Source organism: Desulfoluna sp. CLI2B (assembly GCF_056847375.1).
The window spans coordinates 3,076,716-3,089,499 of sequence record NZ_CP186557.1; the positions used below are offsets into that span (position 1 = coordinate 3,076,716).

Here is a 12,784-nt window from a genome sequence, read left to right on the forward strand (position 1 = left end):
GTGCCGTCTCCGGCGAATGGGGTGCTTGAATACCCGTCAGCAAATGTGACGCCCCCGAGGAACGAAGGGGCGGAGCATTTGCAAATCTGGGGTGCAGGGGATTTATCCCCTGCCCGCCGGAGGCATTGCTTTTTGCTTTTTCTCTCAGCCCTGCATAATACCACACATGTGCAAACCTGGCAGGGGCACGCTACATGCCACCAGCCCCTCTATTAGCTATACGCTTTAGGCGGTGCGGTCAAGGATCCCGCGGCAGCGGCTGCACAGGGTGGGCCGTTCGCCGTCTTCGCCCACGGAGGGGCTCCAGGTCCAGCATCGCTCGCATTTGTCGCCCGCAGCGGAGGCAACCTGAACGGCAAGGCCTTCCACCTCCTCGCTCACAAAGGCGCCTTCCGGGGCGTCGCCCTCTGCCAGGGTGAAGTCGGAGACGATGAGTACCTGCTTGAGTTCCTCTGCAAAACTTTCAAGGAACGCCAGGGTCTCGCCTTTGGCCGTCACGGTGACGGCCGCGTCGAGGTTCTGGCCGATGAGTTTTTCGCTTCGGGCCTTTTCAAGGGCCTTGTTCATCTCGTCGCGCAGGGTCACCAGGTGCTCCCAGCGCTCGATGATGGCCTCGTTCTTCCAGTCGGCCTTGGGCTCGGCACCTGCCATGAGGTGCACGCTCTCTTTCTTGCCTTCGAAATCGGGCACGTGCCCCCAGATCTCCTCGGCGGTGAAGCAGAGGATGGGAGCCATCATGCGGACAATGGCGTCCACGAGATCGAAGAGCACCGTCTGAATACCTCTTCTCACAACAGAATCCGTGCCTTCCACGTAAAGGGCATCGCGAACGATGTCAAAGTAGAAGCTGGAGAGGTCCACCGTGCAGAAGTTGTTGAGGCTGTGGTAGATGGTGTGGAACTCATAGGTCTCGTAAGCCTTGTTCACCCGCTCGATGAGGGCGGCCAGGCGGGCCAGGGTAAACCGGTCGATGTCCCGGAGATCCTCGTAAGCCACCCGGTCGGTGTCCGGATTGAACCCGCTCAGGTTCCCCAGCATGTAGCGGCAGGAGTTCCTGATCTTGCGGTAGGCGTCGCTAAGCTGCTTCAGGATGTTGTCGGAGATGCGCACATCGTCACGGTAATCCGTGGATGCCACCCACAAACGCAGTACTTCCGCGCCGTACTTGTTGATCACCTCTTTGGGGGCCACCACGTTGCCCACGGACTTGGACATCTTGTGTCCCTTGGCGTCCACAACGAACCCGTGGGTAAGAACCGCCTTGTAAGGCGCTTTACCGGTTTTGCCCACGCTGGTGAGCAGGGAGCTGTGAAACCACCCGCGGTGCTGGTCGGAACCCTCAAGGTAGAGATCCGCAGGGCGCCTGAGCCCGTCGCGGTCGTTCAGGACAGCAGAGTGCGTGACCCCGGAGTCAAACCAGACGTCCAGGATGTTGGTGTCCTTGGTGAAGGTGCCGTGACCGCACTTGGTGCACACGGTGCCTTCGGGAAGCAGGTCCGCCGCCTCTTTTTCGAACCAGATGTCTGCGCCGTGCTCCTTGAAGAGGTCGTAGATCTTATCCACGGACGCCTGATCGGCATGGACCTCACCGCACTTCTCGCAGTAGAACACGGGGATAGGAACACCCCAGGAACGCTGACGGGAGAGGCACCAGTCCGGACGGTTTGCGATCATCCCGTGGATGCGCTCACGACCCCAGGAGGGAATCCACTCCACCTTGTCGATCTCGGCCAGGGCCTTTTCACGCAGGCCGGTGTTGCCCATGGAGAGGAACCACTGGGGCGTTGCCCGGAAGATCACCGGCTTTTTGCAGCGCCAGCAGTGGGGATAGGAGTGGCTCATCTCGTTGTGTTTCACCAGGGCGCCGCAGGCATCCATCTTTTCGATGAGCTCGGCGTTGGCCTTGAAGATGAATTTCCCTTCGAACTCTTCTCCCACTTCTTCGGTATAGCACCCGTTGTTGCCCACGGGTGAGTAGGGCTCCAGTCCGTACTTAAGGCCGGTGATGTAGTCGTCGGCACCGTGGCCGGGGGCGGTGTGAACACAGCCGGTACCAGCTTCCAGGGTGACGTGGTCTCCCAGGATGATCACGGAATCCCTGTCGATGAAGGGGTGGCGGCACACCTTGTTTTCAAGGGAAACACCGTCGGTCTCGTAAAGGACGGAGTAAGACTCTTTACCAAAGGAAGTCATGAGCCCTTCAAGAAGATCCTTGGCCACCACCATCACCTCGCCGTCGGTTTCCACAAAGGCATAGGTGAACTCACCGTTCAGACATACCGCAAGGTTTGCAGGGATCGTCCAGGGAGTGGTGGTCCAGATAACAAAAGAGACCTTCTTCCCGGCAAGGGAGGCGTCGATATCCCCGGCGTCGCCCTTTAAGGGAAACTTCACGAAGATGGACGGCGAGGTATGATCCGCGTACTCGATCTCGGCTTCGGCAAGGGCGGTCTGGCAGCTACAGCACCAATAGATAGGCTTTTTGCCGATGAACATGTCGCCGTTGGCGGCAAATTCACCGCACTCCTTGGCGATGCGCGCCTCAAAGGGGTAGTTCATGGTCAGGTAGGGGTCTTCCCACTCACCCATGACGCCGAAGCGCTTGAACTCCTCGCGCTGGATGTTCACGAAGTTGCCCGCATACTCGCGGCACTTCCGGCGGATGTCCGCCTTGGACATCTCTTTTTTCTTGTAGTCGAAGTCTCGTCGACGTTGTGCTCGATGGGAAGGCCGTGGCAATCCCAGCCGGGCACGTAGGGCACGTCAAAACCATCCATCTGCTTGGAGCGGATAATAATATCCTTGAGGATTTTGTTCAGGGCGTGTCCGATATGAAGGTTACCGTTGGCATACGGAGGGCCGTCATGCAGAATAAACTGTTCACGACCCTTGGACTCTTCCCTGATTTTTGCATAGAGTCCGCTCTCCTCCCACGCCTTGAGCTGCTGAGGCTCTTTGGTCGGCAGGTTGGCCTTCATGGCGAACCGCGTCTGTGGCAGGTTCAGCGTTTTCTTGTAATCCATTATCTCCTCCAGCGTGTGGAACTTCTTAGTCGCACCAAGATATACTTTGGTCTTCATGAAATGAAACGCACCATGCATCGCCCGGCCCTTATAAAAAAAACAAAACGGCACGAAAAAGGACGAAGGACACCGTACGTCCCTTCCTTTGGTACCGCCCTTTTTCCTAAGGGGCCTTCAGGGCTTCCTGCATGGAAATATGCAGCAAACAAGGCCCCGAAACCCACGTTTCGGGGCTGTCACATCAAAATAACCACCAACTTTATGGCATACTACCGCCCAATGTCAATGGGATTACCCCATTTAAAGGGCCAACGCATTTAACAAATCAGTTGCCTCCGGCGGGTCGCTTTTTGAAAAAAGCTCCGCAAAAACGTTCCGGTAATCAAGGCGCTTCTCTTCAGCCCCTGCGGGACTGAAGAGAAGCGCCTTGGAAAACAAAAAAATGAGAGGGACTATGGACGATTGCGACGTCCCAAAAAACAAACCTGTTTGGCAAACTTTTCAGAAGCTTGCCCTCCCGCAGGGCCGCCGGAGGCAAAATCTAAATGCGTCTAAAGAAGGTCGCCCATAGTAATCACGAACAGAGCCCGCTGTGCCCCGCAAAAAGGAAGCTCGTAGCGGATCATCTCCGTGGCAAGGGAAATCCCCCGGGCAGCAAAGTCGGCTTCGCAGGCCTTGAGGCTTTCAAGGTCCTCTTCAAAGCCTTTGCCCTTCATGGCAACAATGCGCCCTCCAGGTTTTAAGAAAGGAAGGGCCATGGGCACAAAGACATCCATGGCTGAAAAGGCCCGGGAGGTCACCACATCATAGCCCTGCCCCCGGCCCTCTTCCTCGCTGAGCTCTTCAGCACGTGCATGGATGGCCTCCACGCCGCCGAGCTTCAAGGTCCGCGCCGCGTGCTTTAAAAAACTCACCTTTTTTCGAACCGCGTCCACCAGGGTCACGGAGAGGGTGGGGTCCGCAATGCGGGCCGGAATCCCCGGGAAGCCGCCCCCGGAACCGATATCCAGAAGCCGGGAGCCCTTGGGGATGTACGGCATCACGGCAAGGGCGTCCACCATGTGCTTTTCCGCCACCTCCATGGGATCGGTGATGGCCGTGAGGTTGCACTTCCGGTTCCAGGCCAAAAGCTCTGAGGCATAGGCCGCCAAAAGGCCCGCCGCTTCCGAGCCGATTTCCACGCCCAGGCGCCCTGCCCCCTTCACGACCTGAGCCGTCCATCTATCGTCTATTCCAGCCATGTCCTTCTCCTTATCGCTTTATCAAATAATCCTGTCCATATTCAGGCCCGGTTCATACGTGCCGCCAGCCATTGATTCAACGGTTGACAGGGAACGGCGCCTGTCCATGGAACGTATGGCAAGGACGCAGGAAAGCTTCCATGCCATCAATCATCCGAAATCAAACGAAAACCTCACCCCGCGAGGCAGCGACACACCATGAAAGAGCACCCCAGAAACCCATATCTCACCGTGGACGCCATCATTGAGACACCGGGGGGCATCGTGCTGATCAGGCGAAAAAATCCGCCCCACGGCTGGGCCTTGCCCGGGGGGTTCGTGGACTACGGCGAATCCGTAGAGCACGCCGCAAAGCGCGAAGCACTGGAAGAGACAAACCTTGACGTCACCCTTGTACGCCAGTTCCATACCTACTCGGACCCCTGCATGGTACTCGTGACACCACACCGTTCCTGCGGTAATCTTCCTTGCCACGGCCACAAGCACCCCGGTGGGGGGCGACGACGCGGCCGAAGCCCGGGTCTTTGCCCCGGACAACCTGCCAGAGCCCATTGTCTTTGACCACGGGCGCATCCTGGCGGACTATTTCAGCCACAAAAACGGGGTGCCCGACACAACGCTTTTTGGCGTTGATAACGATGCGTCATCGTAGACGAACCGCGGCATTACCCGCCGGTGCGCCCAAGGGCAGTCGGTTCGCCGGAAGCGATACCATACCCATGTAGACCACGCATTTCAACCAGGTTGTCCCCGGAGAGGGCGCGCATAGACCCTCTTAATCCTTGAACAGCCACTGGAGGTAGTGATGAAAAAAATAGGTGTTCTTCTTTCAGGTTGCGGCAACATGGACGGCTCGGAAATCCACGAATCCGTCCTCTCCCTCCTGTTCATCGACAAGGCCGGGGCCACGGCCGTCTGCATGGCTCCTGAGATGACCCAGACCGAAACCGTCAACCACCCCAAGGGCGAAACCACCGGAGAAAAAAGGCAGGTCCTTGCCGAGGCCGGCCGCATCGCACGGGGAAAAATCCGCCCCATCACCGATGTCAACGTCGAGAACCTCGACGCCCTCATCATCCCCGGAGGCGCAGGCCCCATCAAAAACCTCAGCAACTACGGGGAGAAGGGAGCCGACCTTGAGGTACGCCACGACGTAACCATGCTCATCCGCGCCTTTTACACCGCCGGAAAGCCCATCGGAGCCATCTGCATCGCCCCGGTTGTCCTTGCCAAGGCCCTGGACGCACACAGCCCCACGGTTACCATCGGGGACGACGCCGCCACCATTGAGAACCTGAAAGCCTTCGGCGCATCCCACGAAGCCCAACCCGTGGACGGCATCTGCATTGACGAAGCCAACAAACTCGTCACCACCCCCGCCTATATGTGCGGACCGGGCATTGCCGATATCGCCCCGGGCATCGAAAAACTCGTCAACCAGGTCATCTCCATGACTAAAGGGTGAGAGAGGATAGAGGTTATAGGCTAAAGGTTAAAGGTTGAAAGCATGCCTCCGGCGGGCAGGGGATAAATCCCCTGCACCCCAGGGTCGCACATGCTCCCGACCTTCGTTCCTCAGGTCGATCACATGTGCTGACGGGCTGCGCCCGTGCATGAAATGACCATACGACGGACCATCCATCTATCCCAATAACAGCCCAAACAATCGTTACCTTGGAGCGCCGCACTCCGTGCGGCACGAGCAACGACACCCTCCCAAAAAGCCGCACTGGAGTGCGGCGCTCCATGTTCAATGGGGCATGCCATGGCAGAGGGCAAACCATCTGCCATGGGTACAAATTGAAGGAAGCCACCGGACATCCACTCATAATATCCTAACGCCCCTCCGAACCCCCGCCGCATTGGAGCGCCGCACTCCGTGCGGCATGAACAGCGACACCCTCCCAAAAAGCCGCACTGGAGTGCGGCGCTCCATAGTCACTGTAGTACGCCATGGCAGAGGGCAAACCATACGCGATGGGTACAAATTGAAGGAAGCCACCGGGCTCCCAGCCACAAGCACCTACCGCTCCTCCGAACCCCCGCCGCCTTGGAGCGCCGCACTCCGTGCGGCATGAACGGCGACACCCTCCCAAAAAGCCGCACTGGAGTGCGGCGCTCCATAGTCACTGTAGTATGCCATGGCAGAGGGCAAACCATACGCGATGGGTACAAATTGAAGGAAGCCACCGGGCTCCCAGCCACAAGCACCTACCGTTCTCCGAACCACCGCAGCCTTGGAGCGCCGCACTCCGTGCGGCATGAGCGGCGACACCCTCCCAAAGAGCCGCCACCGGAGTGCGGCGCTCCAATTTTCAAGAAGCCCCCCGAAGAATGAAAACCACAACACGGGCGCAGCCCGTCAGGGAATAGGATGAGCCTGAGGAACGAAGGCGAAAGAACATTCCCGAACCTGGGGTCAAGGGGCTCAGCCCCTTGCCGCCGGAGGCATGCTTTTTTATTAAAATTCCTCGTGGTGAACCTTGCCGTAGTCCAGTTCGCTGTGCAGGTGACCTGGCTTCTCTTCGGCGGGGTAGCCGATACCGATGATGGAGGCCACTTCAAGGCCGTCCGGGATGGAGAGGATCTCCCGGACGCGGTCAGCGGCCATGCCGCCTTTGCCGTCCTCCCTCAGGCGAATCTGGCACCAGCAGCTTTTCAGGCCCAGGGATTCTGCGGCAAGCTGGATGTAAGTGGCGGCGATGGCGGTATCTTCCACCCACACGTCGCAGCGTTCCGGGTCTGCCACAATGGCGATGGCCAGGGGGGCCTTGGCAAGGAACCCGCCGCCGTGGGGCTTGACCCCGGCGAGGGCCTCCCGTTTTTTTTCATCCTGCACCACCACAAACTGCCAGGGGTTGAGGCTCCGTGACGAGGGGCTCCTCAGGGCAGCTTCCATGATGAGTTCCTGGGTCTTTTTTTCCACGGGACGGGCCTCAAAGGCCCTCACGCTTCGCCGCTCGCGAATAATCTCCATAAACGATGCTTTCACAATCCCTCCTCCAGACAAAAACAGGCGATGGAAGGGGCTCGCCCTTCCATCGCCCGGATGTACGAAAATTCGGTAAAAAAACAGTCGTGTTTGCCTTTATGCTTGCGCTACTTCTTCATCGCCGCATGAGAAGCTCGCCCATGGTACCCATGGCCGCGTCGGATTTGGCCTTGGGCTTTTCCACATAGCCTTTCCAGTTGGATGCTCCGTCGGCGGCTTCGGTGGAAACCAGGGTAATGCGGCGCTTCTCTTCGTCCACGGCCTCCACGAGGAGGGTGACCTCGGCACCGGGCTTGGCGGCGCTCAGGGCTGCGGCGTCCGCGGCTTCAGCCAGCTTGGACTTGGGCAGCAGGCCGGTGACCCCGGGCTCCAGCTTCACGAAGATGCCGTAGCTCTCTTTCTTCTCCACGGTGCCCTGAACCTTGAATCCCACGGGGTATTTCAGGGCCGCGCCCTGCCAGGGATCTCCGTGGGCGTCGCGCATGGAAAGGGAGAGGCGTTTCTTCTCCAGGTCGATGGCCTTGACCACCACCTGAACGGTCTCCCCCTGGGACACGGCGTCCTCGGGCTTTAAAATTCGTTTGGTGTAGCTCATCTCACTGACATGAACCAGGCCCTCGGTACCGGGGGCCACTTCCACAAAGGCTCCGAAAGGCGCAAGGCGCACGACCTTGCCGCTGAACTGCTCGCCCACGCGGATGGTCTCTCCGGCCAATTCCCAGGGATCCTGGGACGCCTGCTTCACGGACAGGGCGATACGGGGAGCGTTTTTGCCCTCCACAGCATCGATCTTCAGGACCTTAACAGGGAGAGTGTCTCCCACGGTCACCGCCTCTTCACAGGACTGCACACGGCTCCAGGAGAGTTCGGAGATGTGGGCCATGCCCTCCACCCCGGCATGGAGTTCCATGAAAGCACCGTAGGGCATCAGTTTGATCACTTTGGCTTCCACGGTATCGCCCTCGGAAAGGTCTTTGAGAAATGCGGCACGAACCTCTTCGAGTTCTGCCTCCAGCAGCTTGCGCCTGGAGATGACGATGTTTTTGCCCTCCCCTTCGATGCGGGTCACGAGAAAGGGAAAGCTCTTGCCCACGAACTCCTCGCCGCTTTCAACAAAGGAGGTATCGATCTGGCTTACGGGACAGAAGGCCCGCTTGCCCATGAGGGAGACGGAAAAACCGCCCTTGATCTGTTCGTTGACCTTCCCTTCCACGGCATCTTGCCGCAGAAAGCAGTTCAAAGAGCATCTCCATGGTTCCGGCCCCGGACATCTGCTTGGAGAGGACCACCTCACTTTCGTTGGCACTGACCACATAAAGGACCTCATGTCACCGACCCGACGGTGAATTCACCAGTCTTGGTGGTGAGTTCCATGCGGTCCACAACGCCATCGCTTTTTGTTCCGGTGTCTACGTAAACGCTGCTCTCTCCGATGGAGATCACCTTTGCGTCCACCTTGTCACCGCTTTTCAGCTCCTCACCCAATCCGTCGCCATACGCATCCAGCAACGCCTCAAAGCTCTCCTCTTCAGGAACGCCCATATCACCCTTGTCGTTCATCATACTCTCCGACATGCCCCCTGGCGGGGGGATCTGGTTCACCCGGTATCTGACTGTTGATTACCTGCGTTGTGCCGGCGCCTCACTCCGTTGCTGTTGAAGGGCTCTCCCCTGTTAACCCAGGGGGTACGAGCCAAAAAGACGCAGCACACGACACCACTTCGGCATGGGCTGAGAAAATCCCCGCTCCTTGCATGGCCCCGCCCGTATTTTCCGGGCGAAAAGGGGCATGCCACGGCCGAAATGCCGTCAACAGCTCATCTATAAACTGTATTCATCAAATACGCCACCCTTTTTCACTCGGTCCGAATGCAGAAACCCCGTGGTATTCAAGCCTATCCTCAGCAGGGATTCCTTGCCGGGGCACCAGCGCAGCCGGGCCGGTAAAGCAAACACCCGGATCACTCGCCCCGGAACACCCCCGACCCTCCAGGGTTATTTCGGGACCTCCACCACAAGCCGCATGCCCACTTCGCTGCAGCCGCGGGACGGATCCGAGGCTTCCCGCTTGGCACACCGGGCGTTGTAGGCATAGGTCGCCCAACCGCCACCTCGCACCACGCGGTTCGTGCCGGAAGGGGCCCCTTTCGGATTTTTCACAGCCTTTCGCGGGTAGCGACCGTACCAGTCCCCGCACCACTCCGCCACGTTGCCATGCATGTCGTAAAGGCCCCAGGCGTTGGGTTCAAAACTTCCCACGGGCATGGTGCCGCTGGATGCGGCCCCGGCCGGGCATCCCCCCCAGCTGGCGTTGGCGTCCACATTGGCATCTGCCGACCCCAGGCACTCTCCGGATGAAAACGCAGACGTCCCGCCGGCACGGGCGGCGTACTCCCACTCCGCCTCGGTGGGCAGCCGGTAGGCGTTTCTGGATCGGCCGTTGATCCACTTCAGGTACGCCTCGATATCGGCACAGGTGAGCCCTGTTACCGGGTGATCGTCCCCTCGGGGGAACCCGGGATTCTTCCAGGAATACTCCCGGCTCTGGGTCCAGATGTAGTCTTCCAGAACAAAGGCACCGCCGGCCGTCTCGGCCTCGCTTTTGTACCCGGAGTCATCCACAAAGGCCTGCCACTGGGCCAGGGTGACTTCCTTGTCCTGCATAAAAAAACCGTGGGTAAGGGTTACGGCGTGGGCGCTCTCGTCTGCCTTGCGCCTTGCCTCGGTGTCTGGACTCCCCATGGTAAAGGAGCCCGGCTCAATGTAAACAAAGCGCCCCCACTCCCCTTTGAACTCGTCACGGGGCGTCAGAAACACCTCCACCCAGGCGTCCTTGCCTGATGAAACCACGGCCTTGGCCTTGCCGGTCTTGAACAGGGGCGCGCTCACCTTGACGGTGTGGGTTCCGGCGCTGATGGCGGCACCACTCTTGAAAGAGGCTCCATCTACCTGGACCGAGGCGCCCTTGGGCCTCACCTTAATAAAGAGCCGCCCCTTTTTTGGGGGTTCCTTGGTCAGGGTGGCGGTCAGACTGCGCGCCTTGCCCCGCTGAATGTCCACGGTGCCGTTCCAGGCCAGGTAGCCCTCTTTGCTCAGGCTCACCTCATGGGTTCCGGGCTTCAGGGTAATATCACCCACCGGAGTTGTGCCCTGCTTTTTCCCGTCGATATAAAGCTCGGCCCCGTTGATGTTGGCCGACACCTTGAGCCGCCCTTCCGGGGGGGTGCGCTTCGGCTTGGGAGGAACCAGCTTGACCACGGCCACAGGCGCCGGTTTGGGCTTGACGACACGCGGTGCCTTCACCACCACAGGGGCAGGGGCCGCCGGTGCGGCAAGCAAAAAGACAAATTCTCCGCCCTGGTCGCCGGTGTTGCGAATGGACCGGCAACGGGGTGGCAGGACCCCGGAGGCGCGCAACTCTTTTTTCATGCCGCTGAACATCTCCATGGTGGTCAGGCACGGCCCTTTGGACGAAAGGGCCGTGGCCACGCCGCGCGCAAAGACGCTGATCCCCCCTTCATCGGCCACGGGCAGGGTGTTGCCTGATATCATGGCCCAGCGGCTGCGCTTGTTAAAGAGGCCCACGTAGTACTCGCCGTCCCGGCGGGATGCCAGCCGGTGGGTGGCCCCGAACATGGTGTCCCCCAGGGCCGCGTCCGACAGGATCAGGACATCGCGGGCCTTCATGGTGTTCACCGCGTCCTGGATCTCATGGTCCGCGATCCAGGTGGCGGCATCGTCGGACCGGGCATCGCTTGGTAGCCACCACGCCTTTCGTGAAGCCTTGTCCGTATGGGAGGAGCCGGAGAAATAGATCAACACGCTGTCGTTGATCCCCATGCCCCGGGCCAGCCCGCGAAACTCGCGCATCACCGAGGCCCGACCGGCCTCTTCATTGATCAGCAGCTTCACGTCGAAGCCTGCCCGGCCCTTAAGGGCTTCAGCCACATGGCGAGCCCCGGTCACCGCGGCAGGCGAACCCTCAATGACCGAATCAGCGTAGGTGTCGATACCGATCACCAGGGCTTTGTAACTCCCCACCGCCCCCTGCCGCCGCTCCAGCTCATCAAAGGTTTTCACGTCCGCCAGGGCAGTTGCCGCCCACACTGCCGTCAAAAAAATTACAATAACGGATCTGATTGCTCTCGCCATGGTCTATCTCCACCTTACTCGCTGGTCTTTTCACTTGTGAAATGAGGATTTGTCCCACCTTTGGTCCGTCCTCGCTGGCCGTTGATGCTGGTGTATTCACCCTTGGCTGTGTTTTTCGTCCCCCCCAGGATGGAGGCATACGTTCCCCGGGCTTTGTTTCCTTTGCCACCGGCAACAATGGAAAAATCACCGCTGGCCTTGTTGCCCTCCCCTCCGAGAACGGCACTGCAGTTGCCGCTTACGGCGTTGCCGCGACCAGAAACCACGCTGCCGAATCCCTCGAAGCGGTTGGCTGCCCCCACCACCAGGTTATGGGACCCGGAGCCGGTGGCCCCGTAGCCGATCACCACGTTCCCCTTGCCGTTGACCTTGTCGGCCTTGCCCGTGCCGTTGGTCACGTAAAGGTTGACCCCATTAAAATAGATGTTACCGCCTTTGCGGGTGATGTTGGCAAGGAGGCCTTCAAGGGCCCTTACCCTGGCCTCCAGCTCCGCCACACGCAGCTGGAGCTCCGGAGACCCGGCACCGGCCTTCACCACAGGGACCGCCTTGGGGATATCTTCCTTCCTGGCGTACCCGGCAAGGAGCTGCATCAGCTCACTGTCCCGGGTAATGGAGTCGTCGATGAACGACTCCCCCACCTTTCCCCGGCAGATGCTGTCTCCGGACAGGACGGCCACGGGCTCAGGGGTATCGGGCTTGGGAACCGGAGCTGCCGCCACCACCGTCACATCCGCCCCGATTTTACGAAAACGGGTCGCAAGCTCGGCATCGGCCATGGACTCGTAAGAGGCAATCACCCCGGGCTCGGCCAGGATCAAAAGATGCTGCATCTGGTGGTCCAGCCCCCCGTCGGCTTGCTTCTGGAACAAAAGAACATAGATGGCCGGTTCGGCCTTGGCCCGGGCGCTGCCTGCTTTTTTCACACGGGCGGAAAAAGCTGCCGACATGTAGCGGTCCCCCAGAACCCTGACGTCCAGGGGCTTTTCCAGGGTCACATCCCGCTTGTAGCGATGGCGCTGGGTTTTGCCCACGCTGCGGAGGGCGTTCGTCATGAGTTCGGGCTGCGCCTTGCCGCCAAAAGCCTGGGCAAATCGCGAGGCCGTCTCCACATCTTCAATTTTCTTGGCCACCGCAGGCCACGGCATCATGAAAAACACGGCAAGAACACATGCGATCCATTGAAATCTTCGTCTGGTCATTACACCCCCCGAAAAGGTCATTGGCAGTTACGTCGAAAAAAGACAGAGGCGATGCGGCCCGGTGTGCGCCGCCTGTATGCATCTCTGTTTTTTCCGAGTCCTTTCATTTGTCACGAATCGTATCCATGAAGGCGGCCGAAAAGGAGAATATCGCAAAAGAGAAGCGGCCGTTGT

At 59.5% G+C, this 12,784-nt stretch carries 9 protein-coding genes and 1 pseudogene; 2 read left to right on the forward strand and 8 right to left on the reverse strand.

What is annotated here, in order from left to right; all coding sequences use genetic code 11:
- Positions 1-225: 225 nt before the first annotated feature.
- From ACOYW2_RS14485 to rsmG, 3 genes and pseudogenes are all read right to left on the reverse strand, one after another.
- The gene (locus ACOYW2_RS14485; protein WP_482771033.1) at positions 226-567 is read right to left on the reverse strand and encodes a zinc finger domain-containing protein; all 342 of its coding nucleotides are present in this window, start codon (positions 565-567) and stop codon (positions 226-228) included.
- Positions 556-3,101 (reverse strand): annotated as a pseudogene (gene ileS / locus ACOYW2_RS14490) (isoleucine--tRNA ligase); the annotation flags it as partial. The gene ACOYW2_RS14485 and the pseudogene ileS, both read right to left, overlap by 12 nt.
- A 473-nt stretch (positions 3,102-3,574) precedes the next feature.
- Positions 3,575-4,264 (reverse strand): 16S rRNA (guanine(527)-N(7))-methyltransferase RsmG, encoded by a 690-nt coding sequence (rsmG, locus tag ACOYW2_RS14495; RefSeq protein WP_482770886.1) that lies wholly within the window; start codon positions 4,262-4,264, stop codon positions 3,575-3,577.
- 198 nt (positions 4,265-4,462) lie between these two features.
- Here rsmG and ACOYW2_RS14500 point away from each other — a divergent pair, with 198 nt between their 5' ends.
- Positions 4,463-4,825: an NUDIX domain-containing protein gene (locus tag ACOYW2_RS14500; protein ID WP_482770887.1), complete on the forward strand. Its 363-nt coding sequence runs from the start codon at positions 4,463-4,465 to the stop codon at positions 4,823-4,825.
- 244 nt (positions 4,826-5,069) lie between these two features.
- Positions 5,070-5,729 carry an isoprenoid biosynthesis glyoxalase ElbB gene (gene elbB / locus ACOYW2_RS14505; protein WP_482415751.1) on the forward strand — a complete coding sequence of 220 codons (660 nt, stop codon included), beginning with the start codon at positions 5,070-5,072 and terminating at the stop codon, positions 5,727-5,729.
- A gap of 996 nt (positions 5,730-6,725) precedes the next feature.
- On the opposite strand, the gene ACOYW2_RS14510 is transcribed toward elbB, so the two are convergent.
- From ACOYW2_RS14510 to ACOYW2_RS14530, 5 genes are all read right to left on the reverse strand, one after another.
- Positions 6,726-7,256 carry a nitroreductase family protein gene (locus ACOYW2_RS14510; RefSeq protein WP_482770888.1) on the reverse strand — a complete coding sequence of 177 codons (531 nt, stop codon included), beginning with the start codon at positions 7,254-7,256 and terminating at the stop codon, positions 6,726-6,728.
- A 115-nt stretch (positions 7,257-7,371) separates the two neighbouring features.
- On the reverse strand, positions 7,372-8,496 hold the full coding sequence (locus tag ACOYW2_RS14515; RefSeq protein ID WP_482770889.1) for a S1 RNA-binding domain-containing protein: 1,125 nt from the start codon (positions 8,494-8,496) through the stop codon (positions 7,372-7,374).
- A gap of 83 nt (positions 8,497-8,579) precedes the next feature.
- A complete protein-coding gene (locus ACOYW2_RS14520) occupies positions 8,580-8,819 on the reverse strand; it encodes a hypothetical protein (RefSeq protein WP_482770890.1) in 240 nt (79 codons plus the stop codon).
- Positions 8,820-9,251: 432 nt separating this feature from the next.
- Complete coding sequence (locus ACOYW2_RS14525; protein WP_482770891.1) at positions 9,252-11,408, reverse strand: SUMF1/EgtB/PvdO family nonheme iron enzyme; 2,157 nt, start codon at positions 11,406-11,408, stop codon at positions 9,252-9,254.
- A gap of 14 nt (positions 11,409-11,422) precedes the next feature.
- Entirely contained in the window at positions 11,423-12,610 is a 1,188-nt protein-coding gene (locus ACOYW2_RS14530; RefSeq protein ID WP_482770892.1) for a hypothetical protein, read from the reverse strand.
- Between the last annotated feature and the right edge of the window lie 174 nt (positions 12,611-12,784).

What these genes read in the sequence shown, in the direction of transcription:
- ACOYW2_RS14485 (WP_482771033.1), bottom strand. Translation starts at nt 567, where the DNA reads ATGAACAAGGCCCTTGAAAAGGCCCGAAGCGAAAAACTCATCGGCCAG.
- rsmG (WP_482770886.1), bottom strand. Translation starts at nt 4,264, where the DNA reads ATGGCTGGAATAGACGATAGATGGACGGCTCAGGTCGTGAAGGGGGCA.
- ACOYW2_RS14500 (WP_482770887.1), top strand. Translation starts at nt 4,463, where the DNA reads ATGAAAGAGCACCCCAGAAACCCATATCTCACCGTGGACGCCATCATT.
- elbB (WP_482415751.1), top strand. Translation starts at nt 5,070, where the DNA reads ATGAAAAAAATAGGTGTTCTTCTTTCAGGTTGCGGCAACATGGACGGC.
- ACOYW2_RS14520 (WP_482770890.1), bottom strand. Translation starts at nt 8,819, where the DNA reads ATGATGAACGACAAGGGTGATATGGGCGTTCCTGAAGAGGAGAGCTTT.
- ACOYW2_RS14525 (WP_482770891.1), bottom strand. Translation starts at nt 11,408, where the DNA reads ATGGCGAGAGCAATCAGATCCGTTATTGTAATTTTTTTGACGGCAGTG.
- ACOYW2_RS14530 (WP_482770892.1), bottom strand. Translation starts at nt 12,610, where the DNA reads ATGACCAGACGAAGATTTCAATGGATCGCATGTGTTCTTGCCGTGTTT.